At 64.5% G+C, this 21,476-nt stretch carries 26 protein-coding genes; 20 read left to right on the top strand and 6 right to left on the bottom strand.

Going from position 1 to position 21,476, the window contains the following annotated elements:
- Position 1 precedes the first annotated feature (1 nt).
- The 3 genes from ACNQVK_RS00865 to ACNQVK_RS00855 are packed head-to-tail and all read left to right on the top strand — an operon-like array spanning position 2 to position 1,334.
- Positions 2–304, top strand: coding sequence for a hypothetical protein (locus tag ACNQVK_RS00865; protein WP_418028210.1), 303 nt, complete (start codon positions 2–4; stop codon positions 302–304).
- 48 nt (positions 305–352) lie between these two features.
- The gene (locus ACNQVK_RS00860) at positions 353–787 is read left to right on the top strand and encodes an ankyrin repeat domain-containing protein (protein WP_418028209.1); all 435 of its coding nucleotides are present in this window, start codon (positions 353–355) and stop codon (positions 785–787) included.
- On the top strand, positions 774–1,334 hold the full coding sequence (locus ACNQVK_RS00855; RefSeq protein ID WP_418028208.1) for a hypothetical protein: 561 nt from the start codon (positions 774–776) through the stop codon (positions 1,332–1,334). Before ACNQVK_RS00860 ends, ACNQVK_RS00855 begins: the two co-directional genes overlap by 14 nt.
- Positions 1,335–1,405: 71 nt before the next feature.
- On the opposite strand, the gene ACNQVK_RS00850 is transcribed toward ACNQVK_RS00855, so the two are convergent.
- On the bottom strand, positions 1,406–3,325 hold the full coding sequence (locus ACNQVK_RS00850; RefSeq protein ID WP_418028207.1) for a DEAD/DEAH box helicase family protein: 1,920 nt from the start codon (positions 3,323–3,325) through the stop codon (positions 1,406–1,408).
- Positions 3,326–3,456: 131 nt separating this feature from the next.
- Between ACNQVK_RS00850 and ACNQVK_RS00845 the strand changes: the two genes are divergently transcribed.
- The 10 genes from ACNQVK_RS00845 (at position 3,457) to ACNQVK_RS00800 (ending at position 13,307) form a co-directional block, all read left to right on the top strand.
- Complete coding sequence (locus ACNQVK_RS00845) at positions 3,457–4,887, top strand: type I-E CRISPR-associated protein Cse1/CasA (RefSeq protein WP_418028206.1); 1,431 nt, start codon at positions 3,457–3,459, stop codon at positions 4,885–4,887.
- Positions 4,887–5,432 (top strand): type I-E CRISPR-associated protein Cse2/CasB, encoded by a 546-nt coding sequence (locus ACNQVK_RS00840; RefSeq protein ID WP_418028205.1) that lies wholly within the window; start codon positions 4,887–4,889, stop codon positions 5,430–5,432. Before ACNQVK_RS00845 ends, ACNQVK_RS00840 begins: the two co-directional genes overlap by 1 nt.
- 10 nt (positions 5,433–5,442) lie before the next feature.
- Positions 5,443–5,697 carry a hypothetical protein gene (locus ACNQVK_RS00835; RefSeq protein WP_418028204.1) on the top strand — a complete coding sequence of 85 codons (255 nt, stop codon included), beginning with the start codon at positions 5,443–5,445 and terminating at the stop codon, positions 5,695–5,697.
- 69 nt (positions 5,698–5,766) lie between these two features.
- Positions 5,767–6,948, top strand: coding sequence for a type I-E CRISPR-associated protein Cas7/Cse4/CasC (gene cas7e / locus ACNQVK_RS00830; protein WP_418028203.1), 1,182 nt, complete (start codon positions 5,767–5,769; stop codon positions 6,946–6,948).
- Entirely contained in the window at positions 6,945–7,835 is an 891-nt protein-coding gene (gene cas5 / locus ACNQVK_RS00825; protein ID WP_418028202.1) for a CRISPR-associated protein Cas5, read from the top strand. The genes cas7e and cas5 overlap by 4 nt, the downstream gene beginning before the upstream one ends.
- Positions 7,832–8,536, top strand: coding sequence for a type I-E CRISPR-associated protein Cas6/Cse3/CasE (locus ACNQVK_RS00820; protein WP_418028201.1), 705 nt, complete (start codon positions 7,832–7,834; stop codon positions 8,534–8,536). Before cas5 ends, ACNQVK_RS00820 begins: the two co-directional genes overlap by 4 nt.
- Before the next feature lie 1,781 nt (positions 8,537–10,317).
- Positions 10,318–11,823 carry a PQQ-binding-like beta-propeller repeat protein gene (locus ACNQVK_RS00815; RefSeq protein ID WP_418028200.1) on the top strand — a complete coding sequence of 502 codons (1,506 nt, stop codon included), beginning with the start codon at positions 10,318–10,320 and terminating at the stop codon, positions 11,821–11,823.
- Positions 11,824–11,845: 22 nt separating this feature from the next.
- The gene (locus tag ACNQVK_RS00810) at positions 11,846–12,271 is read left to right on the top strand and encodes a hypothetical protein (protein WP_418028199.1); all 426 of its coding nucleotides are present in this window, start codon (positions 11,846–11,848) and stop codon (positions 12,269–12,271) included.
- Positions 12,272–12,279: 8 nt separating this feature from the next.
- Entirely contained in the window at positions 12,280–12,699 is a 420-nt protein-coding gene (locus tag ACNQVK_RS00805; RefSeq protein ID WP_418028198.1) for a hypothetical protein, read from the top strand.
- A gap of 191 nt (positions 12,700–12,890) precedes the next feature.
- Positions 12,891–13,307: a hypothetical protein gene (locus ACNQVK_RS00800; protein ID WP_418028197.1), complete on the top strand. Its 417-nt coding sequence runs from the start codon at positions 12,891–12,893 to the stop codon at positions 13,305–13,307.
- Positions 13,308–13,351: 44 nt separating this feature from the next.
- Here ACNQVK_RS00800 and ACNQVK_RS00795 read toward each other — a convergent pair whose 3' ends face one another.
- A complete protein-coding gene (locus ACNQVK_RS00795) occupies positions 13,352–13,795 on the bottom strand; it encodes a MerR family DNA-binding transcriptional regulator (protein ID WP_418028196.1) in 444 nt (147 codons plus the stop codon).
- A gap of 231 nt (positions 13,796–14,026) precedes the next feature.
- On the opposite strand from ACNQVK_RS00795, the gene ACNQVK_RS00790 reads away from it, so the two are divergent.
- The gene (locus ACNQVK_RS00790; RefSeq protein ID WP_418028195.1) at positions 14,027–15,118 is read left to right on the top strand and encodes a hypothetical protein; all 1,092 of its coding nucleotides are present in this window, start codon (positions 14,027–14,029) and stop codon (positions 15,116–15,118) included.
- Here the strand turns inward: ACNQVK_RS00790 and ACNQVK_RS00785 are convergent.
- On the bottom strand, positions 15,111–15,302 hold the full coding sequence (locus ACNQVK_RS00785; RefSeq protein WP_418028445.1) for a hypothetical protein: 192 nt from the start codon (positions 15,300–15,302) through the stop codon (positions 15,111–15,113). The genes ACNQVK_RS00790 and ACNQVK_RS00785 overlap by 8 nt on opposite strands.
- A gap of 139 nt (positions 15,303–15,441) precedes the next feature.
- Between ACNQVK_RS00785 and ACNQVK_RS00780 the strand changes: the two genes are divergently transcribed.
- The 5 genes from ACNQVK_RS00780 to ACNQVK_RS00760 all read left to right on the top strand — a co-directional run bounded on the left by ACNQVK_RS00780 (position 15,442) and on the right by ACNQVK_RS00760 (position 18,126).
- Positions 15,442–15,918 (top strand): NADAR family protein, encoded by a 477-nt coding sequence (locus tag ACNQVK_RS00780; protein WP_418028194.1) that lies wholly within the window; start codon positions 15,442–15,444, stop codon positions 15,916–15,918.
- Between the two features lie 243 nt (positions 15,919–16,161).
- Positions 16,162–16,419 (top strand): hypothetical protein, encoded by a 258-nt coding sequence (locus ACNQVK_RS00775; protein ID WP_418028193.1) that lies wholly within the window; start codon positions 16,162–16,164, stop codon positions 16,417–16,419.
- 74 nt (positions 16,420–16,493) lie between these two features.
- Positions 16,494–16,814 carry a hypothetical protein gene (locus ACNQVK_RS00770; RefSeq protein WP_418028192.1) on the top strand — a complete coding sequence of 107 codons (321 nt, stop codon included), beginning with the start codon at positions 16,494–16,496 and terminating at the stop codon, positions 16,812–16,814.
- Positions 16,811–17,092, top strand: a complete 282-nt coding sequence (locus ACNQVK_RS00765; protein WP_418028191.1) for a hypothetical protein — start codon at positions 16,811–16,813, stop codon at positions 17,090–17,092. The genes ACNQVK_RS00770 and ACNQVK_RS00765 overlap by 4 nt, the downstream gene beginning before the upstream one ends.
- A gap of 773 nt (positions 17,093–17,865) precedes the next feature.
- Entirely contained in the window at positions 17,866–18,126 is a 261-nt protein-coding gene (locus tag ACNQVK_RS00760) for a hypothetical protein (RefSeq protein ID WP_418028190.1), read from the top strand.
- 15 nt (positions 18,127–18,141) lie between these two features.
- Here ACNQVK_RS00760 and ACNQVK_RS00755 read toward each other — a convergent pair whose 3' ends face one another.
- Positions 18,142–18,948 carry a helix-turn-helix domain-containing protein gene (locus ACNQVK_RS00755; protein WP_418028189.1) on the bottom strand — a complete coding sequence of 269 codons (807 nt, stop codon included), beginning with the start codon at positions 18,946–18,948 and terminating at the stop codon, positions 18,142–18,144.
- A gap of 291 nt (positions 18,949–19,239) precedes the next feature.
- On the opposite strand from ACNQVK_RS00755, the gene ACNQVK_RS00750 reads away from it, so the two are divergent.
- Positions 19,240–20,703, top strand: a complete 1,464-nt coding sequence (locus ACNQVK_RS00750) for an ESX-1 associated ATP-binding protein EpsI N-terminal domain-containing protein (RefSeq protein ID WP_418028188.1) — start codon at positions 19,240–19,242, stop codon at positions 20,701–20,703.
- Positions 20,704–20,720: 17 nt separating this feature from the next.
- Here ACNQVK_RS00750 and ACNQVK_RS00745 read toward each other — a convergent pair whose 3' ends face one another.
- On the bottom strand, positions 20,721–21,032 hold the full coding sequence (locus tag ACNQVK_RS00745; RefSeq protein ID WP_418028187.1) for a hypothetical protein: 312 nt from the start codon (positions 21,030–21,032) through the stop codon (positions 20,721–20,723).
- A 108-nt stretch (positions 21,033–21,140) separates the two neighbouring features.
- Positions 21,141–21,467: a hypothetical protein gene (locus ACNQVK_RS00740; RefSeq protein WP_418028186.1), complete on the bottom strand. Its 327-nt coding sequence runs from the start codon at positions 21,465–21,467 to the stop codon at positions 21,141–21,143.
- Positions 21,468–21,476: the final 9 nt, after the last annotated feature.

Genomic DNA, 21,476 nt, shown 5'->3' with positions numbered 1-21,476 from the left:
AGTGGTCGAGGAGAGGGAGAAAGGCAAGCTGGGCGTCGTCTTCGACGAACAGGCGGGCCAGATATGCGTTGGCATTCTCAACGAAGGGCTGGACGAAGTCGTCGAGATCGAGGATGACGATGTCACCGCAACCGCCGTTGTGGCGGTAGCTGACTACATCTTCGCTCGGGGCGGTGCGGTCGAGTTCTCTGTGGACGCCGACACAACGTTCGAAGTCCAGGTCGTCAAGGTCGGCAAGATGCGCGACGGCAGTCGGGTCGCGATCCTTCCCGGGTCGCAGATCGTTGGGCTGGCTGATGCCTGAGCAGCTGCGGTGATGGCGCGCAGTGGCCGGCCGCCGAAGGTCGATCCGATGAAGGCGATTCACCGTGCGGTGCTCTACGGCGATGCAGAGACGTTCAGTGTCGAGCTCGCCGCTGGGACGGATGTCGAGGCTGCCGGTCCGGAGGGGATGACACCGCTGCACATTGCGGCGCACCGCGGCAATGTGGTGTTCGCTAAGGCGCTGTTGGACCGCGGTGTTGGCGTCAATCCGATCAACGTGTGGGGCAACACCCCGCTATGGGTGGCGGTCATGCGGCGGCGCCGAACCTGTCCTGACGGGTCGATGATCCGGCTGCTGCTCGATCACCATGCCGATCCGACGCGCACTGAGGGGAATCGGGCGCCGGTCGACCTCGCGCCGGGCATCGCGGGTTTCCCGCAGGACCTGGTGGAGCTGCTCGCAGTGAAAGCGGCCGAGTTCCGCCGGCACGACGAGGCGGGAATGGGCCGTGGGGATGGGTAACCGGTGGAGTCGCTCGTCGACACTGGTGGCCGCCGGCCTGGCGGTGCTGGGCCTGACTGCGGCACCGGTGGCGTCGTCAACGCCGGGTGTGCCTGACCTTTCGGGCTATGCCGCAGTGAACTCCGAGGACTACCGGTCAGAGATGGGCTACGGAACGAGCGGTGTACGGTTCTCAACCCCAGACGGATTGCACTGCACCATGACTCACAATGCTCGGTCCAGCTGGGATATGGCGCAATGCACCGGGCCGCTATCGGGGGTCGCCGATCTCAACACTGCCCGGGTAGTGAGTTTCGGGTCGCCAGGAGAACTGCTGAAGAGCGATTTGAGCTCGGACACCGTGAGCAATCTGGATGGGCAAGGCTGGCATGAAACTCCTGTTGCCCCTGGAGCGTACAAAGTGTTGCCGGTCGGGATGAAGATCTCCTTCGAGAGCGCGACATGTGCCGTGGGGGACCGGCGGTTGACCACCTGTGTCATCGCCGGCGGCCAGACCTTTGGCGATCACGGATTCGTCCTCGGCGTCGGCGGTGGCCGTGTCTTCTGAGCGGCAAGGGATTCCGGAATTCCTGTGGCCTCAGTCGATCGAGCCGGTTCGGCGGCAGGCTGGTGCGCGTGTCAGGTCTTGAGGATCTCGGCTAGACGTTGCTGCTCGGTGTTGGTCAGGTAGTTTTTGCGGCGCGCTTTGGTGTGGTACCACTGCCCGATTCGAGCGCTGGCGCCGGTGGCGGGATCGGTGACGAATGAAGACCGGTCGATGGTGTGGATGCCGGTTTTGGTGACGTAGTGCTTGATCAGGCTGATCCAGTCGTCAGCGCTGCGTTGCGTAGGGGATTGTCCTGTGCGCCACGCGAACCCAGGGATTTCGTCGAACTCTGCGACGATCCGTGCGGGCAGTGATCGTGAGCGGTGTGCGGCGCGCGCTGCGCGGACCGCGGTGCCGATGGGGAATCGGCGGAACACTGCTGAGCTGCGAGGGTTGGCGTGTCCGTGGACCGCGTAGTAGTCGCGTAGGTAGGCCGCGGTGCGTAGGTGGGTTGGGACTGTCCGGTCGATGGTGCGCAGGAAAACCTCACGTGCGATGAGATCTAGGCCTTCAGGGATGTCGATCTCGAGCGGCCCGTTTCGTGGGGTGTCGCCGTGGTCATGGGTGGTGGAACGCCATGTCAGTAGTGACTGGTGAAGCAGTTCGTCCTGGTCGGCCAGGGAGGTGAGGATCCGCCATGCCGCCAGGTGGCTCGTTCGTGCGGCGGCGAGGTCTGCTGCGCTGTCGTCAGCGTCGCTGGCCAGTAGCACCGGCACGATGATGAGTGCCTTGTGGTGGGCGCCGTTGGGGTGTGGCCGGATTGCTCGTCCGACGATTTGAACGATGTCGGGTCCGGCGGTGCGTGGCGCGGCGAACAGCACCGCATCGAGGGCGGGAACGTCTACGCCTTCGGAGAACACTCTGCAGTTAGAGACGACGCACAAGCGGTCTCCGGGGTTGGCCAGGTCGGCCAACGCGGCATCGCGATCTTGTGGCGTTGTTGCCCCGTCGATATGCACCGCTTCGATGAGTCGGGCGGGAACTGTGCCGCTGATGGCGCTGTACACGCCGGGAAGGCGATCGGTCCAGAGTTGGCTGGCTGCAATGCGGTTGTGGAAGGCCAGTACGGAATGGATGTGGGGGTGGGTGCTGGTGGCCCGGGCCAGTGCGAGATGGGCTGCTGCGTCGGTCAGTGTGTAGTTGGCACTGGTGTCGGCGAGCAGATTGCGCAGGTGCTGGCGCGCCTGGTGGCTGGTGATGCCGATGACCGCGATGTTGTAATCGGAGAGGTATCCCGCATCGATTGCGTCCCGGAACGAAAGCGGGCTGATGTGCGGTCCGTAGGTCTCCAGTGAGTCCATGGAGATGACATCGGCTTCATCCCAGCCGATCTCAGCCATCGCTGCGGTCGCCGACGGTGTCGTCGGGACTGTGATGGTGCGGGCGGTGGCAGTCATGAACAGTCGCTGCCGGGCGGGAAACTCGTCGCGCACAGGTAGCGCCCATGCCTTGTCTGGTGCGCCGGCAGTGCGATGAGCTTCGTCGCAGATGCTCAGGTCGAAAACGGTCCCTGTTGATTCTGCGGCCGCGGCGACAGCGAGTGAGGACGCATAGGTCGCCACCAGTGCGGCAGGCCCGGATGCGCGCAGGTGGTCGGCGATGGTGTCGGGATCGGTAGTGGCGGTGATGTGTTCGCGAGCTGCGACTTGAGATTCGGTATAGGTTTCGTCGGCGGCATCGTCGAGTGCTGGTGCGGTGGGGGAGCACACCCGCAGGAGCCGCATCGCTGGCAGTGCCGCGGCGAGGTGCCGGCATGTTTGTTCGAGCAGGACCACTGTCGGGACGAAGAACACGACTCTGGTCTTGTGGCCGTCGGGAAGCAGATGGGCGGCGACGACCGTCTTCCCGGTGCCGGTCGGCAGGATCATGCTGGCTCGGGATCCGCCGTGTGTCGTGACCGTACGCCAGGTGTCGATCGCCGAACGCTGATAGTCGCGCAGGGTGGTGGTCACGAGTGGCCGGATCCTGTCTGAGTGAGATCGCCTGGTTTGGAACGGGAAGGTCGTCTGTTTCGTAGTGTAGCTTTCGTGATAAGCCAGAACGTGGGCGTTAACGGTCTACATCAACACTTATCAGGAGCCGCATGGTTGAGTTCTCGCTGATCGAACAACCATGGATCCCCGTCCTGACCGACAACGGTATGGACCATCGCAGCCTCACGACCGTGTTCGCCGCCGACGTCATAGATCTCGCTTCTGGTGACACTCTTGAAGATGCGGCGATCCTGCGCCTGCTGGTGGCCATCAAAATTGCTGCGGCTGCTGAGCAGCTTTCCCCGCAGCGGTGGCTGAACGTGCATGCCGACCGATTCGACTTGTTCTCCGCGTTGCGGCCGTTCGGTCAGAACATCGATATGGCACGGTTCGTCAACCTCGATCGATCAACGCGGCCGCTGTCGGCGCAGTCGTATGTGTTGGCGGGCAACGGGTCTACCGCAGTCAATCAGTTCCACACTCTGTCCGGGGTGACTTTCACTCCCGCTGCGGCGGCCAGGTTGCTGCTGATGCGTCAGGCGTTCTCCGTCGGCGGTATCCAGCAGTGGCCGGCCGCTGCGTACGGAAAAGAGCCATGCTCGGCGAAATCTGCGGTGTGCACCAACCGTGCCTTCATGTGGGTCGATACCGGGCGGCTTGCCTCCACCGTCGACGTCAACGCCCAGCTGGCCGGTGGCCGGCCGCTTGGCACCTTCCACTTCGGATGGCCTGACCCTGGTGCCTACCCGCCGGTCCAAGGGCGCCCGACCGGTGTTCTCGACGCCCTGACTTGGCCTTCCCGGTCCATTTACCTGCTTCCCGCCGATCCCGTGCAAGAAGTGATGATCTGCGACGGGCTGCGATGGCCCGAACCGAAAGAAGGCACGGACTACACCCCGCAACACGAAGCCGAGCTGTTCCCTCACGCAGTGTTCGAACGCAAGACGAAAAGCGCCCCACCCACCATTCAAGGCGTTCACGTCGAACGGGTGCCGTGGCGACAACTTCTCACCGCATTGGCGGTCGGCCAACCCGAGTCCACGATCATGACGACAGCGGCCGGAGCAGGCCTGCCCGATGCCGCGGTGTTCCGCATCGCAGGCCTGGGCTCCTACCAAGCGCGAGTCGACGGGCCCGTCGCCGGATCCTTCCCGGTGCCGGCCCCAGGCGTCGACGTCGTCGCTGTGTCCGAGCTGATCAATGAGGCGTTCGTCAACCACGGCTCCTATTTCGGTTCCCTGGCCACCGCAGCCGGGCTCACCGACCGCAAGCAATCAGCCAGCCTGGTCGGCCGGCTGTCGCAGTACTCGGCGCTGCCCGCGCAGTTGGAACCGATCGCTGCGGCCGCGGCGCGCGGCCTCTACCCGCTGGAGGAAGCGCGCCGGCGCGTCGCCGCCGTGGTGGAACGTGCCAACGGCTCTGCGCTACGGCAATTCGCCCCCACCCATGTGGTTGCGGCGGGACGTGTGGCCGCCAGAAAGGCCAGCACCCTGCCGCCGCACCCCGTAGTGGCAGCCAAGAAGCCTCGGAAGGACTCTTGATGACAGACACCACGACTGCCGGTGCCGAGCGGGAACTGACCCGGGAGCAGCGGTTCATCCGCCGGCTCGCGGCCGCGCATGCGTCGCGCACCATCGGGGCGCTGATGAATTGGCATCCCGGCGTGATCGACCCCCGTGTCATCGCGCTCACCCAAGATGCCGATGACACCGAATACACGCCGTGGGGGCTGACGGGGAAAGCGTTCGCCGTATTCCACTCCGGTCTGCGTGATGTCCGCTATGGCTACGCGGGCACCGGAATTGGCAGCTGGGCCCGCCGGGTCGACGCCGATCCTGTCGCTGTGGAACGCCTCATCGCAACCTTGGCGCGCGCCCAAGCTCCTCTGGACCTCGACCGTGCCCTGACTGCGTTGGCCCGGATGAACCCTCGCAGTCCACGGTTCTCCCCGCACTGGCACACCGTTCTCGACGAACTGATCGGCTGGGCCGACCCCACCCGTCGTGATCAGGTGCGCTTCACCTGGTCCCGTGACTACTACACCTACGCCCCGTTCACCGCTACATCCGACGACACTGCCAACTGAGGAGCCAAAGATGACTGCTGATAGTGAGATGGACGCCGCAGTAGCGCAGTTCGCGGCGGCGCGGGCGGCGAGGGAGGTGGGCGCCGCGGTGTTCACCCCGGTAGTCAGCCTCGCCAACACCGAGGAGACAGCCCGCGTGATAGGCACGATCGAGGCCGCAGGATGGAGGCTGGCGAACTGGGCCGTGGCCGTCGACAAACACGGACAACCCTTGGCGTACCCCGTCTTTCGACCCGTCGTCGCCGGCGGGATGATGCCCGCATGACCACCGCTCTGATCGCTACGGCACACCCACTCCGACTGGACCACAGCAGCGTTCGAAAGGCAGAACACGATGACTGACAGCACCAATGAGCTTGTCGATCCCAACACCGGCCTGGCGGCCATCGACGAGACCGCCCGCGACATCATCTTCGGCGCCGCCACCGGCACCCGGCGGTCCATCATCAACCTGCATGCTCTGCAGGCAGTCCCGGCCAGCCTGCTCAACCGTGACTCCTTCGGCGCTCAGAAAACCATCACTCACGGAGGGGTTGTGCGGGTGCGGGTGTCCAGCCAGTCCTGGAAGCGTGCGATGCGTACATGGATCCGCGAACAGGCTGTCACCGGGGGAGCATTCGCGGCCCGCACCAACCGATGGCCGGCGGCCACCGCCGAAATCCTGGCGGCCACGCACGGCGTCGAGGTTGATGTGGCGACCGCCAAGGCCCTGGCCGTGTTCAAAGGGCTGGGCTTCAAAACCACCGATCGGGGCACCACCTCCGCGTCGATCTACGCCCACCAGGACACCGCGGCCCGCATCGCTGACGTCATCAACGCCCACCTCGGCGAGATCGGCGACACCGTTCCCAGCGAGGTGATCGAGGCAGCCCGCACCGCACTGTCGGTGGCCAACGCTGTCGACCTCGCTCTGCTTGGCCGCATGCTGGCAGAGCAGCCCGTCGGCGGGCGAATCGACGGCGCGGTGTCGGTGGACCACGCGACATCGGTGGATCCCGCCGCGGTTCTTGAGGACTTTTTCACCGCGGTCGACGACCTCACCCCCGAAGGGGAAGCAGTGTCGGGCAACCTGGGCGTTTCCGACCTGAGCGCCCCGGTGTTCTACCGCACGGCATGCATCGACATGGACCAGCTGCGGCACAACCTTTCCGGAGCCGACGACCCAGACGCCCTCGCCGCGGCCGCGGCCACCGTCATGGTCGAAGCGTTCGTCAACGCAGTCCCGTCGGCCAAGCAGCGTTCCAGCAACGTCGGAACACGGCCATCCCTGGTGGTGGCCACCACCGGTGCCTCACGCCTGACTGCTCACAACGCCTTCACCGCGCCGATTCGCGGGGAGAACGTCATTGCTGACGCCACCGTGGCCCTGTTCGAGGTACTGGAGGCGCAGAAGCGGTTCGGTTCCCCGCAGGAGGCGATCGCGCTTGCCGGTGACCCGGCCGCTGAACGCGCGATCCCCGCCGGAACGCAGACGGTCGAAAGCCTGCGGGAGCTGACAGACGCGGTGATCAAATGAGTGGGCCGCCGACTGGTGTGCACACTGTCGGTATCCGATTGCAGGGGCCGATGCAGTCATGGGCCAACGGCGCCCGCGGGGCTGTGCGCCCGACCCACACCCGTCCCACCAAGGCCGGAGTGGTCGGTCTGATCGCCAACGCGCTCGGCCGGGACTACACCGATCCGATCGATGACTTGGCGAACCTGAGGTTTGGGGTACGCATCGATGAGCCAGGAACAATCGAGGTCGACTACCACACCACCGGTGGCGGCGGCCAATACTATGCCCTGCCAATGGAATACACCCATGCTCCCAGCTGGTGGGGCAGCCGCAACGGTGATCCGGCCAGCCCCGACTGGATGACCTACGCGCCGCCCCGCGCGATCGCCGAAAGCAAAACCGGTGGCCTCACGAGCAAAGCGGCCAACCCGAACATCACCAACGATCAGTACCTGGCCGACGCCTCATTCCTGGCGGCAGTCGAAGGCACCGACAAAGATTTGCTGCACAAGATTGCCTCAGCGCTTGCTGCCCCCGCCCGTGCACTGTTCCTTGGCCGCAAGGCATACGGCCCGGCCGCGCCGCTGCTGGAAGGCGTCACCGACACCAGTATCGAGGAGTTCTTCGCCGCCACCGCCGGCCCCGCGATCCAGGCAGCAACAGCCGACCCGACGCGGCGCGGCATCGTAGACGTCTACATCGAACCCCGCCCCGGGCAGGCCGGCACCGTCGTCGCCGACCAGCCCATCACCTTCAACGGGCCAACCCGTCGAGCCGCGCGCCTCGAAACCCACTACACGCTCGGCGATGAGCAAGCCGCAGAGCTGCAAGACAATTCGCCTGTGGCCAGTAGCGCCGAATCAACACTGTTCGATGACCTATTCGACGAAGGGCGAGCCTCGTGACACCACCAGCCACGGTCCACCGAACCTTCCTCGACTTCGACCCCAATCACAACGCAACCCGCGGGCTACTCGTCGACGCACAAAAAGCCCACCGGCTCACCATGAGCCCGTTCGCCTATGCGCTGGAATCCAAAGACTTCTACACCGGCGCAGTCACCGGGCACCCCGACCACCGCGCCACCCACAACATCCTGTTCGCCGTCAATTACACCCAGGTGACACATCCCACCCTGCTGACCGCGCTGGCCCCACGGGTCCGGGTGATCATCCAATCCGACATCCCGCCCGACTTCGACTACTGGCGCGCTACGGAATGGACGCCAGCTCTGCTGCAGGCACCCAACACCCGCGAGTACACCCCGAAAGCCCACGAACACAGCACGATCGAGTACCAGATCGTCATCAACCCGCGGCGCAACGTCACAGTGAACGGTGTCCGCAAAACTGTCGTCGCAACCCACGAACACGACATCCGTGAATGGTGGAACCGCAAAGCGAACGCCGCCGGTCTCACGCTGCACAACCCGCCCGATGTCGACCGGCCAGGGCACCTCACTGCACAGTCAAAGAAGCTGTCCATCAAACACTTCCGACTGACCGGCAAAGCGACCATCAGCGACCCAGACCTATACTTCGCCGCCGCACACCAGGGGATCGGCCCCGCCAAGGCCTACGGCTGCGGACTCCTACTCACCAAGTAGAATCGACCGCAGGGCAAGGTGTGCCAGCAGCGGATGCAAACGAAAACCGCTCCGATTCGTCCCTTTTCAACTTCACAGCAGACCCACCGGCCCACCACGCCTCGACCGCGAATTACCCGGCGACGGCGTGCGACGGCTGGGAACAACGCGCGGCCCCCAACTACGCGTCAGACCGCCGTGCCACGTAAACGTATAGCTACACACCGCATGTCGCCTGCTAGCAGGCATGACCAGTGCCATGCGCGCAACCGCCCGCGCGCGCTCCCTGCGTGTGTGCAGGGATTGATCGGCCGCCAAGATCCTGTCCCGTGACCCGTTGATAGCCGCCCTGCGTGCAGGGATCGAAAACCCGGATCGCTGGGCGATTCGACCCCCTGCGTGCGGGGGATTGCTCTGTGAACGCCCGGGGCTCATTCAGGCTGCGGAAAGCCACTCCCTGCCGCGCAGGGGATAGATCGTGCGGCCACGTCGCGAAAGCGGGTGCTCGGTGCCGAGCTCTCCCTGTGCGCGGGGATTGATCGAACCACGTCACGAACGCTGCGCTGAATGCGACCGCTATTCCCCGGCGCCGGGGATTGATCGCCCGCAATGACCCCGCTGTACGCAATCATCCGCTGTTCCCCGCCCGCGGGGACTGATCGACGCCTCCCGAGGCCGTGCACGGGATGCCGTTGACTGTTCCCCGAATGCGAGGATCGATCGCCACAGGATCGCGGTAGTCACCAGCTTCTTCATCTCTTCCCCCGGTGCACGAGGATTGAGTGCTCGAACGCGCACGTTGGAGCTTGGTGCCCAGCTCGAATCCCTGCAGGCAGGGATAGATCAGCCAACTACGCATGGCTGCAACTAGCGGTCGAAGTTGACTCCCCGCGTGCGGGGATTGATCGAGTCCGGCGACCACCTCGGCAACGGTGGCGCTGTCTCCCATGGAACATGGGATTGGTCGAACCACATCACGCACGGCGTCCTGAATGCGACCGCTGATCCCACCGTGTGTGGGATTGATCGGATCCAAGCGGGCTGCTGGCTCGTGCGTTGCCGCTGTTCCCTGCCCGTGGGGATCGATCGATCCACGCACCTGTTCGGACGTTCTGACTACGGCGGTTCTCCGGCATCCGGGGATTGATCGAACCCGCCATACGAGCCCAGTTCGAACTCAACGGCCCCTGCCCGATGCGCGGGGATGGATCGCCACGGGATCGTGGTAGGCACCAGCTTCTTCAGATCTGGCCCGGCGCCCCGCGGGTACTCATTGCTCACATACGCACATGGGGAGCTGGTCCGAGGCTCCCATCCCTGCTTGCGGGGGTCTGCAATGGGGCAGCCGCCCGCGACATGCGATTCTGGTTCGAACCTCCGCTTGGGGGATGGCTCGTGTTGTTGAAGGGCGTTGTTGTGCAACGTAATCGCGTAGCCCGCGCTGAGCGGGGATGCCTGATCGTTGCATCGACTGTTGTTGTTGGCGGCGGCATTGGGGCAGGCGTGGCGTGTGTTCGCCGGGACCGGTGTGCTCGCCCAGAGTGGGAGAGGGGCACGGGGATGGGCGGCGCTTGAGATGCAGTGAAGAGCTGTGAACCGGTGCGGTTGCGAGCCCATACGATGAGCGGATGCTGGAGGAAACCATTCCTGCGGGCGTGCGTCCCGGGTCTGCGCGTCAGAGGGGGTTGGCCGGCGCTGGCGCTGGGCTGGCAGTTGGAGCTGCTGTTGTCGCGATCATCGGCCCCATCGCCATCTGGGGTGTGCGGTCGGTTACAGACTTCACATCGCGCTCCCTGATCCACGTGGGGGTTGTCGCCAGCGCGACCGGGCTATGTGTTCTGGCCCTGGTGGTGACCTGGTTGTTGAGGCGATACCCGGTATTGAGGCGTCCACGCATCTTCGCCGGGTGGAGCGCCGTGGCGCTGGGCGCATGGAGTGCCTGGAACGCGGTCGATCTGTATCAGGCTCGGGGTGCATGGCCGTTTGTGGATTCCACCGGGGTTTCTGTGGTCGCTGGTGCCGCGGCGGTGGCCTCTACCGTGGCGATGGTGGTGGCGCTGGCCACGGTTGCTTTCGGGGGTGATGCCAGCGGCAGGGCAGCGTTGTGCGCGTTCCTCGTTGTGGTGGTGGGGGCCCCGGCCGTGACCTATTGGGCGGTTCAGAACCACCAGTCCGGCGTCTGGTATCCCACGCGTATCGCCGAGGCGGCGGCGCCGGCGCCGATCCCGGACACGATCGGCCCTGTCGGCTACCGAATCACATTGAACGACCGCGACCGCGGATATCCCGACATCTATCCTGCTGGCAACGGTTTCCTCATCGACACGGGCTCAACGCTCACCGCGTACGACGGCTCAACCGGTGAGCAACGATGGCGTATCAGCGACAAGGGGATCGTCGCGCAACGTTGGCGTGGCCCGGACTATTCGAACAGTGGAAAAGTTGTCGTGGCCCATCGTGATCGCGACGACGCCACGGGAATCGTGGTGGTGTTCCTCGCCGACGGGCTGATCGCACTCGACGCCAGTTCTGGCGAGGTGCTGTGGCGCCGTCAACTCGAAGGCGGAAAGGTGACTGGCGCAGCCGGATCCCTCGACGCGCTCGGGATGTCGGTGTTCACAGGGGATTACGGAGCCGACGGCGACAGCGCGACACGTCTTTACTCACTGGACCCAGCGACCGGGCGGTTGCGCTGGAGCCAGATCCTCTCGTGCAGCAGTCCGTCACTGCGCGCAGGGACTGCCGGGCAACTCAGTTACGGCTGTGGGAAACCAGCGATTGTCGATGCGCGCACCGGCAACACCATCACGGTGCCTGGGAGTTATCTCCCGTGGGCCGGCACCGACGCCTACGTGGTTGCCGATTCGTCTGATGGAGAGGAGCCGTCCCCCGAAGACGTGGCCCGTGTGATGGATTCGGACGGGAAGATCATCGACGAGGTTCCCGGCGTATTCCCCGCGTCTGCGCCTCACAACGGTTTCCTGCTTGTCTACGGGCGCGACAACACCTGGCTTCTGCGCGACTACCGCAACCACCGATCGACCCCGGTCTCGATCCACTTCGACCCGCCGCGAGGCGTGACCGACGGGTTCGAAACGATCTGGCTGAACAACAAGCTGCTCGTCACCAACGTGTACAACCATCCAAGTCCGCTCCTAGTCGTCGATCCGCAGCGGCCCGCCGACAACCCCTCCACCACCGCGCCACCGTGCTCGATAGGCCAGGGGGACCTGCACGCGGTGGCGGGAGCCGTCGTCGTGCAATGCGGTGCGAACGAGGTGGTCGGCCTGGTGCCCGCGCACGCTTAGCTCCTCGACATACCATTGGGCAGTGTCTGCGCCCACGAAAGCTCAGTGGATCCATCTACTGGTGTGGCTGCCGACTTCAGCAATTTTTCCGGCGGCAGTTTTTCTGGCCTACGTCATGGCCGGGGACACGTGGGGTGCGCAGATTGGCAAAGGGCAACTGCTTCTCGTCGCCGCGGCCTTGACGGCTCCGACCATCGGGTCCATTTTTCTTCTGCCGGGTGACGCGGGATGGGGCAGAGGGCTGATCTTTGTCGCTGCGTTTACCCATATCGGTGTGACCGTATTTTACTTCGCCGCGGTTGCCGACGGCTCTAGGAATCAGGACGATGTGGCCTGGAATTCGTTGTGGCTGTACGTGAGTGCGATCGTTGTCGCTGCTGTCTCGTTCATGCTGTCTGAGCGAGCGAACGGCGCTGCGGCAGCCGGCAATCCGTCGCAGGGGAGGTGAGGGCCACGGTGCAATGGGCGATTCCGGCGGTTGCGGTTGTCGTTATCGGTCTCGCGATCGCTGCGCTGTCTCTGAGTTCCTCTCAGGGAGAGCCGACGCGCGCTGATGCCGACGCGTTCCGCCCCGACCCTTGGGAAGTGATCAGCGATCAAGCACGGACGATCCTCGGTGAGGACGTCACGGCGCTGGTGACCGGCAGCGTGCCTGAGGGGATGGACAACAGCGAACGCTATGCGCAGTTCGTGCGGTTGAGTGTTGCCGTAACAGCGGTCCGGATCGTCGCTGAGATCGAAAACGATGAGAACCTTGCCCTGAACTGGTTGTGCAGCGAGAGCGCTGTGTTCGGTGAAGCTGCCTTGGAATTGCTTCACGCGGGCCGGTATCACGAGGTGATCGCTGCGGCACAGGTAGAAGGCGTCTACCAGTGAGCACGTTCTCAATAGTTCCAGCGCCCGACACAGGGCTGTGGCGTGTCCACCGCCGTGGTGCGTCGCCGCTTTTGCAGGGACAGATAGTGCAAGCGCACGACCCACTTGCGCGGCCCACCCTCCACGCGACGAACTCTCCGATCGCGGCGTTGGGCATGTCACTCCTGCCGTTCCAACCATCGCGTCGGCTTGTGGGCAAGGTGAAAGCCGAATGGGTCGGTGTGATTCCCGAATCGTGGTTCGACGCACGCACACTGACCCGGATCATTGTTCCGCCTGGAACAGGCTTCATCGATGCGATGACGTTGGGCAACGCCTACAACATCACCAGTGCTGCCTTGCACGGGCCGCCCGCTGCCAGGTCGCCGGTGAGACGACTCCTGCGGGGTCTTGCCGCCGAACAGGAAGGGAAATCGATCGGCGGGTTCACCTACCCGTCGCGTTTCGATGAGAGCTGGCGCATCTACGAGATCTTCGAGGATCAGCTGAAGGTGGATTTTCAGGAAGCCACCCCAGACGTCTATCGGGCGAGCATTGATCAAGCCATGGAACGGTTGGGAATGGCAGTCGGACCCTCCACACCAGCCCGAGGAAAGCCACCGTCCTAGAGTCGTTCAGGGCCCGCAGCACACCAGAGGAGGCTGCAGGGAGGCTAGAAGCGTTCGCGATTGACGAGTTCCTTCAGCGCGCGGTCGTAGATGCTGATCTCAATGCGCGCGAAGTCGAGCTGGCTCAGGGCTGCTGACAGCGTGGTTTCTGATCCGTGCGCTGCGCGGCTGTTGGCGGCGAGCAGATCGACGCCCAGCGGTTGTAGTGGGTGTTCTTGGGCTTCGGCGATGTCGTTGCCGACTGCTTGGATCTCTACCTCGATGCGTTTGATGTGGTCGGCGGCGCGTTGCAGGGCCGTGGCGCGCTGCTTTTCGATGAGGTCGCGGCATTGTTGCCAGGTGGGGACGGCGTCGGCCGGCAGTAATGGATGGCCGTTGGAGGTGCGGGTCGCCGCTGGGAGGAGTTCATCGGAGATGAGCAGCCGCAGCGTGCCGACGCTGACTCCGCACAGTTTGGAGGCCTCGCTGAGCTTGAACAGTTCGGTCATCCGCCACCCCTTTTCTCATTCGATCGGTTCCATTGTCGGTCACCGAGTTACGGTGGAAGCCGATCGCGGCCACGTGTCGATCAGTAGCAGAGCTGGTTGCCGAGGAATCCGTTGCCCGAGGCGGCGTTGGGGGCAGACGGGGATGCTGGGTGGTGGAATCGAGGCATGGCTCGACGATTACCAGCCCACGATTGGATCGATGCGTTCCGTCCCGCGTGCCGTGGCCGTGGGATGCGGTTTGTCAGCGGGGACGGGTTCGTTCTCGATGACATCTACATCACCTCGGTCAGTACACAGGTGTTTCATCCGGACGGGGATCTGGACAAGGTCCGGATCTCGTGGACGTTCAGCATCAAGCCGTTGGCGGTGGATGAGATCCTTTGGGCTGCTTTTCTTCCCGATGTCAAGATGGGTCCGAAGATGCGGATCAATCGGCGCATCAACGGGGCGTTCCAAGTTCAACCGCTGCGCCTGGACCGGGGGTCCCGTGACGTTGCGGCGATCGATACACCGGACTGGGAGCCGGTGCTCGACGAGTTCGAACGCGTTCGTGCCGAATTCATCGCCGCACGCCCCGAACTGGTCGACTATGCGGCGGCATTGGAGGAGGGACCATCCGACGGGATCGCGCCGTCACGAGCCCGGACACGGATGGTCACCGCGCTGATCGCCGCGGGCCGAAACGGTGATGCTGCCCGTGTCGCTGATGAGGCGATCGCCCGCGGCGAGCGGGGCGGGATGTCTTCGACGGTCGATGTGCTCAAGTACTTGGCCGCCTACGCCAGAGGACCGCAGGTGTATGCCGCGTTCGCCGCAAGCCTGATTCCGACCCACGACTACCAGGTTCTGTCCGACTCGCAGCGCGACGTCTCGGTGGGTCTGTGCCGCGAACACCACCGTGGCGTGATGCGTCGTGATCTGCAGAGCATGGATGGGGCTGATCCGTGGGCGGTCACCTTGAGCATCCGACCGGCAGGCGGGGCGGCGCAGGACGAGACGATGGTGCGGTACCTGCAGACAGCCGGGTCAGCCGAGATGCTGGCGGTCGAAATCCGGCAGGCCGGTGGAACTGAGATGGGCGCGGTGTCCGTACGGTCGGTGGTCGGGCACCTTCACAGCGGGCCGTCGGCGCCGCGGGATGTGGAGATCGTGCTGCCGCGCAGTACCGAGTGGATCACCCGGCACGAGGTGTTCACGGCTGACGAGGTCGCCGACCTGTTCGACCGGTACTACCGCACTGACACCATCGGTGACGGGTACACATTTCGGCCGGTCGAGGGGTACACCGCTGACGGGGGCTACGTGTACCCGAAAGTCACGTGAAGGTGGTGCGGCCCAGCTCGGTGAAGTCCAGCTCAACAATGTCGCCGTCGCGGGTGACCGTGCAATAGCCGCTGTGACGTAGCTCCTCCAGAGCGTCCCACGGTGGCTTGTCGCGCCGCAGGTACCAGCCGATCCCCGTAGATCCCTGGCCGTCATGGTGGTGATCGACGAGTTGGTCGGTCAACCGGATGGCCTCTGGGCTGAATTGGTCAGGGTCGGTGCGCGTTGCCTGCCGCCGGACAGGCCACTTCACGGCCGGTGTATGGGTTTTCGGGTGTCGGCAGCCGCGGAATCTGGGGTCAGTGGCCGATACCGTGAAGGACATGGGGATTGACGTTCAGGTACCGCTGATCGACAGGTTCCGTGGCGCGCATTTCTTCCTGTCGAACTTCTACCCGGCCGTCACACCGCACCATGGGCATCTGTTCCCGACGAGCGAGCACGCCTACATGGCGGCCAAGACTCACGATCAGGCCGCGATCGCCGCTATCCTCGCGACTGCTGATCCGGCCGAAGCACAGCAGATCGCCGCGGCGGCACCGCATGTCGAGGACTGGGACGTGGTCAAGTTCGGGGTCATGGAAGAGGTCGTGACCGCCAAGTTCACCCACAATCCCCAGCTGGCCGGCGAGCTCGTCGCCACGGCCGGCAGCATGATTGTTGAGGGCAACACCTGGCACGATCAAACCTGGGGATCGTGCGTCTGCGATGGACACTGCGATGTCCCCGGCGGCAACGCGCTCGGGGTGATCCTGATGATGGTTCGGATGCGGTTGGCCGCAGAACCTGGCCGGGACTAAGTAGCAGGGCCGCCCGGCGGGCTGCTGCGCTGAAAGTCCGTAGAGGCCTATCACCTTCAGAGGGGCGAGTTGTCTTCGATCCGCTGCGCAGAAACACCTTGGGGCCGTGACTCACTCTCATGGCGACTGCATGCGCTCCTGGTGGCCCGATCGGCACGGCACCGGGTTGAACATTGCAACGTAGCGCTGTAAAGTAAGTGAGGCGATCGAACGCAATGGACGGCAATCTGGAGATGGGGCGACATGGGATACGTCAACAGTGGCGAGTCGGCGAGTGCAACGACTGGTGGCATGAAGAACCGGGTGGACGCCCGCGGCGTCACGGTTTCAGACGTTCGTGAGTCCAGCGTGGCGAGCCCAGCCGAGGTGGCTACCGAGAAGCTAATCGAAGATCATCGCGCGGGCTGCGCATCGCACGGGGTGTTCAGCGAGATTGAGCGTCGCGCCATTTCGGGCGATCGCGCTGCTCAGCACTACATCGGCTGGAACCTGTCCACATAGAGGACGGGCCAACGGATTATCGGTGACCGGAGAACGTAGCGAGCACCTATCGGCCAACAACCGCAGGAGGATTCATGGACAACCAGCCCACCGACAACGCGACCCGATGGGTCATGCGGGAGGAACAACTGCTCGACCAGATCGACTCGCTACAGCGCCAGTTGGAGGCCAAAAGCCCACAACGGCACATGATGACCGTCGAGCAGCAGCAGGAGCTGGCGCAGTTCATCAACAGGAACTCATTGGAGGACGGTTGTGGCATGCCCGATCACGCCATCGCCTGCTACCTCGCGAAGTGCTACCAAGCGCTCTGCATCGCGGCCGAATCCAAGGTGCCCGATTGGGAGCGGCAGACGGTCGCCGCTTTGAGTGCTCTCACGGCCGGAGGGCAATGAAGATCAGTCATCGGATCGCGGCGGCGCTCGGGTATCGCCTTCAAAGGCGAAGATCGCTTACCCCCGGCATCGGCGGTGCCGTCTGGCTGGTTGGTGAGGTCGACGTATTCACCGAGCCGGGAACTGCGATGAACGACAACAACGAATGCGATACCTGGGACGACCCGAAGTATCTGAAGCCCAGCGACTGCGACGAAAGCGGCTACTGCGCCCATTGCGGCACCGCCACGGTCCACCGTGCCGGCTGCATCGTGCTGGCCCAATCCAGGCTGACATAGGGAGGCGTTATGACTCTAATCGAGGCCCGCTACGTGTGGGCGCACAAGGACCGTTACCACCATTTCGACGTGCAGTACGCAGCCAGGATGCTCGAACGCGCGGGCGAGCTGTGACCTGACGTAAGGGGCGATGACAATGACAGAAGCCGTCTTTGAGTTGTACGACGTGTTCAGTCGGCGCGACTCGCGCGTATTTCGGTACGCCATGACCAAAGACGCTGCCAGCCAACTGTGCGACGGGCTCAACCAGCACACCGACCACGACGCATACGTCAAGCCAACATAAGGAATTGCGTTCCGGCGCAAGGCCGCAACGCAAACAATTTTCGGCTCACTGTTAGAGCGGGAGATATATAGGCATGGACACTCAATGGGCAGAACGCCGAGAAGCAGACCGACGCGCTGATCAGCGGGATTACGAGGAGCGGCGCGACCGTGAGCAGTGGCGCGAGCACTTCGACAACTGTGACGGCCGTAGCCCCTGCCGCCACGCAGGCTGATTGTGAGGAGCCGAGATATGGACAACAACGTGATGAACGAGAGGTATTGGCCTGGCGCGCAGTGGTCGTCCAAGGACGGCAAGCGCAACGTCGTCATTGTCGAGAGTGGGCGGGGGCAACGAGGCCCAGCTTTCGTGATCCGAAACCTGGGTACGGGTCGCGACAATCAGATCGAGATCGCTGGGCTGATGAGGAAGTTCCGGCACACGGGGTTCGATCCTGCGTTTGCAGACCCGGGATAAGACACCAGTTTCCAGGGAGGAGATCGTTCAAATGATGGCGAAGTCGCATCCCAAAGTGACGCGCATGCACGCGCTCGCGATCATGGATCCGCGCCACGATCTGCTGATCGCAGACGATGGCGAGCTGGTCGTTGCGTCGTCCTCTCACCTGCCGACCAGCGGGCGCATCATCCTTGCTCGCGGTGATCTGCTCGACCACGGAATTGCTCTCGCCGGCGATGGGGCCCGCTTCGCGTCAGGGAGCGCGTCGAGGATTGACCATCTGCTGGACACGATCAACCACGGCTGCTGAAGGTGCGCTGGTGAGCTACGGGGTCGGGCAGGGCTGATGCCTGGTGGTGCGCTTGGTGCGAGGTCGGCCGGGCCGGCTGGCGTAGACGGCGAGCGCGTGTGGTGTGAGCTGGTAGATCTGTTCGAGTTGGGCGGCCATTTGCGGGCTCATGCCGCGCAGGCCGGTCTCGATGGCCGATAGTGTGCCTCGGCTGACTGTGCCGTGCCCGCCTGCGATCTGTTGGAGCGCAGTGATTTTGCCGATGGCATCGTCGAGAGACCAGCCGCGGTTGAGTCGTAGGTCGCGCAGGGTGATGGTCTGGCCAGCGTCGTCGGTGATCTCGGGGGTTGGACGCTTTGTTCGGCGGTGCGGTTTGTCCCGGGCGACGGTCGGCGCGGGGGTGGGGCGGGCGGTGAGGAGTCGTTCGATGGCGAGCAGGGTTTCGGTGTCGGCGCGCTCGATGCGGTGACGGAGTTGTGTGCGCAGCGCTGGGGTGAGCATGGCTGCGGCGACGTCGATCGCTTCTTGGGTGGCGTGGTGGTTGACGAGTTCGTTGTAGAGCAGCTTGTGTTGGGCCAACGTGGTGGGTGCCATTGTTGGTTGGCCGATGGTGGCGGCGGGTGCGGTGGTTGCCGATTGGGCTGTGCCGGTGGGCCATTGAAGGGCGGTGTCCAGCTGGGCGAGGACGGTCTCGGCGGGGTGAGTGAGGCGGCCTTGTTCGATCGCGGTGAGTGTGGCTGTGGTGGGTCCGCCGGCCGCGGTGCACTGAGGGCGCGTGTAGCCGAGTTCGTTTCGTCGTGAGCGCACCATGGCGGCGAGTACGGCGATTTCGACCTGGGTCATGCCGAGGACGGTAGTGACGTGCAAAAGGGTTGGGCAAGGGGTCGGTGACGGTGTTGGCAAACCCGTCGGTGCGGGATTTATGCAGGTCGTAGGCGGGTTGGCTACGCATGACTGTGGGGTTTGCGGCTGAAAGGTTTGCCGAAAATAGCTGATGGCCGAACGTCCATTGGACCGGGCTGCCCCAGGGAAGCTGGGTTTGCCGACGGGGGAGTGCGGCGGGGAGGGCGCTGGGCTGGAGTTGATGGGCGTGTAAAGATCAGGGGATCCGTCCTACGAGAACTGGGGGTTCTGATGTCGGGCGACTATGACCGGCTCTTCCATCCGCCGGCGCAACCGGACAAGCCGGTTGACGACGCCACGATCGCCGTGGACCGGGATGCCATCTTGGACGCCGCGGCGGCCGTGCAGCCGCCACCAGCACCTGCCGGCGCGCCGAGGGAGCCTGACGTGTCGTCATCGGCTCACCTGAACACCGTGCGGATGGAAGCGACTGGTGAGCACGAGGTGGGGCCGTTGTCGCCGGGCCGCGAGCCGTCCTGGGATCCGTCACGGCACGGACATACCGCGCCGCAGTACGTTCCCCCGCCTTTGCCGCAGCCACCGGCCAGTGCGCCGCAGTGGCCACAGAGCCCGCCGCCCGGCCATGGGCAGCAGCAGTTCGGGTCTGGTGGTTGGCCGGACCAGGCGCAAGCTCAGCCTCGGCACTCGGCCCAGCCGGGGTCGGGGGGCGGTTTCGCTCCGCAGCAGTACCAGGGTGTAGACCCGGAATCCAGCGGTGCGTGGCCGAGCAGTCCGACGGGTTTCTCTCCAGCGCAGCAACCGGGGAGTTCGCGGGCCATCGACTCGATGGCGAATGTGGGTGCGCGAAGTGAGGTGCAGCCGCCGTCGCAGCGCGGCTGGCGGCACTGGTTGTATACGTTGACCCGGATCAATGTCGGTCCGTCGCCCGATGAGATCTACGAGTCCGAGCTGCACAATCGCATTCGCCGCAACACCCGCGACTGCTACCAGATCGGTGTGGTCGGGTTGAAGGGCGGCGCCGGCAAGACCGCGGTGACCGTGGCTTTGGGCTCGGTGTTGGCCAAGATCCGCGGGGACCGCGTCCTGGCGATCGACGCCGACCCTGACGGCGGCAATTTGGCCGACCGGTCCCGACGCCAGTCCGCGGCGACGATCGCCGATCTGATCGGTGCGCCTGAACTGTCTCGCTACACCGACATCCGCGGGTTCACGTCCATGAATGGGTCGAACCTTGAGGTGTTGGCGTCGCAGGACTACAGCGGCGCTGAACGGGAGTTCAACGAGGAGGATTGGGTCGACGCCACCACGGCGGTTTCGCGGTTCTACAACGTCGTGCTCGCCGACACCGGGGCGGGGCTTTTCCAGCCGGGTGCACGCGGTGTGTTGGCCAGCATCTCCGGTTTGGTGATCGTGGCCAGCGCGTCGATCGACGGTGCCCGGCAGGCCGCGGTCACGTTGGACTGGTTGCGGCAGAATGGATACCAGGAATTGGTGAGCCGATCCTGCGTGGTGATCAACCACGTCACCCGGGGCAAGCCGGGGGTTGACGTCGAGGATCTGGAGCAGCAGTTTCAACGCCACCTTGGCGGAGGGCAGGTGCTGGTATTGCCGTGGGACAAGCACATCGCGCTGGGCACCGAGATCCAACTGGAGCAGCTCGGCCGGACGTTTCAGCGTCGGGTCACCGAGCTCGCCGCGGCACTGTCCGACGATTTCAGCCGACCGCGGTCATAGGCCGCGCCGGCAGAGGGTTACTTTGTCGGGTCGGGCTCGGCGAGCCAGCCCGTTACGAGTTCGGCTTTACCGTGGTCTAGATGTGTCAGCTGGTCGATGGGTTTGTCGGTGCGCGGGGGTGTCGAGGTGGTCGCGTACATGCGGGTCGCCCCGGTCACCGCGCCCGTAGGCCGGTAACCGACCAGAATGACGCGCCCTGATCGCTGGTAAATCCGGACATTGGACGCGACGTCGTCGAACATCTCAGTCCAGCCATGCTTGGCGGCGGTGGCCGCGATACGGCCGCGCGCCGATCGCTGTTCAGCGCTGGCCGTGGTGTCGGTGCCCATCGTTGTCCTTTCTCCGCACATACCTGGGGTGATCTGATCCTGCCTCGGACGCGGGGTAGGCCTGTAGACGGGGCCTGGTAGGTCTGCTTGTTTGGCGCAAACCGCTTCTCAGAGGTTGGTCAGATCTGGATCGATGTGGCTGGCTGCCACGCGATCTTCCTCGTGGTCGGCGGCGATCAGGGTCCGGCTCTCGCCGTCGTGCAGGTATGAGCGTCGCGGGACGGCACGGCTGCGGCGCGAGATGTCGCGGCCCAGCACGGAGGCGGCCCACGACTCGCCGCGGCGATCGAGCACCGCGGTGCTCTTTTGCAGGATATGGGGGTCGATGAACGGGCCGTTGTCGCGCTCGTCGGCGATGCCAGCCTGCCGCAGCTCGACCAGTCGGGCCTCAGGGATAGTTGTCGTCGCTGGTTCAGGTTTGGAGTGCTTTCCCATGTGCGTATT

The sequence above is a fragment of the Mycobacterium sp. 134 genome (assembly GCF_048282715.1).
In the GTDB taxonomy this organism is placed as follows: domain Bacteria; phylum Actinomycetota; class Actinomycetes; order Mycobacteriales; family Mycobacteriaceae; genus Mycobacterium; species Mycobacterium septicum.
This window is presented reverse-complemented; position numbering and strand designations above follow the sequence as displayed.

Excerpts from the sequence above, each read along its gene's own strand:
- ACNQVK_RS00845 (WP_418028206.1), top strand. The coding sequence starts at position 3,457 with ATGGTTGAGTTCTCGCTGATCGAACAACCATGGATCCCCGTCCTGACC.
- ACNQVK_RS00765 (WP_418028191.1), top strand. The coding sequence starts at position 16,811 with ATGAAGATCAGTCATCGGATCGCGGCGGCGCTCGGGTATCGCCTTCAA.
- ACNQVK_RS00755 (WP_418028189.1), bottom strand. The coding sequence starts at position 18,948 with ATGACCCAGGTCGAAATCGCCGTACTCGCCGCCATGGTGCGCTCACGA.
- ACNQVK_RS00775 (WP_418028193.1), top strand. The coding sequence starts at position 16,162 with ATGGGATACGTCAACAGTGGCGAGTCGGCGAGTGCAACGACTGGTGGC.
- ACNQVK_RS00840 (WP_418028205.1), top strand. The coding sequence starts at position 4,887 with ATGACAGACACCACGACTGCCGGTGCCGAGCGGGAACTGACCCGGGAG.
- ACNQVK_RS00750 (WP_418028188.1), top strand. The coding sequence starts at position 19,240 with ATGTCGGGCGACTATGACCGGCTCTTCCATCCGCCGGCGCAACCGGAC.
- ACNQVK_RS00770 (WP_418028192.1), top strand. The coding sequence starts at position 16,494 with ATGGACAACCAGCCCACCGACAACGCGACCCGATGGGTCATGCGGGAG.
- ACNQVK_RS00740 (WP_418028186.1), bottom strand. The coding sequence starts at position 21,467 with ATGGGAAAGCACTCCAAACCTGAACCAGCGACGACAACTATCCCTGAG.
- ACNQVK_RS00780 (WP_418028194.1), top strand. The coding sequence starts at position 15,442 with ATGGGGATTGACGTTCAGGTACCGCTGATCGACAGGTTCCGTGGCGCG.
- cas7e (WP_418028203.1), top strand. The coding sequence starts at position 5,767 with ATGACTGACAGCACCAATGAGCTTGTCGATCCCAACACCGGCCTGGCG.
- ACNQVK_RS00835 (WP_418028204.1), top strand. The coding sequence starts at position 5,443 with ATGACTGCTGATAGTGAGATGGACGCCGCAGTAGCGCAGTTCGCGGCG.
- ACNQVK_RS00790 (WP_418028195.1), top strand. The coding sequence starts at position 14,027 with ATGCGGTTTGTCAGCGGGGACGGGTTCGTTCTCGATGACATCTACATC.
- ACNQVK_RS00860 (WP_418028209.1), top strand. The coding sequence starts at position 353 with ATGAAGGCGATTCACCGTGCGGTGCTCTACGGCGATGCAGAGACGTTC.
- ACNQVK_RS00795 (WP_418028196.1), bottom strand. The coding sequence starts at position 13,795 with ATGACCGAACTGTTCAAGCTCAGCGAGGCCTCCAAACTGTGCGGAGTC.
- ACNQVK_RS00760 (WP_418028190.1), top strand. The coding sequence starts at position 17,866 with ATGATGGCGAAGTCGCATCCCAAAGTGACGCGCATGCACGCGCTCGCG.
- ACNQVK_RS00745 (WP_418028187.1), bottom strand. The coding sequence starts at position 21,032 with ATGGGCACCGACACCACGGCCAGCGCTGAACAGCGATCGGCGCGCGGC.
- cas5 (WP_418028202.1), top strand. The coding sequence starts at position 6,945 with ATGAGTGGGCCGCCGACTGGTGTGCACACTGTCGGTATCCGATTGCAG.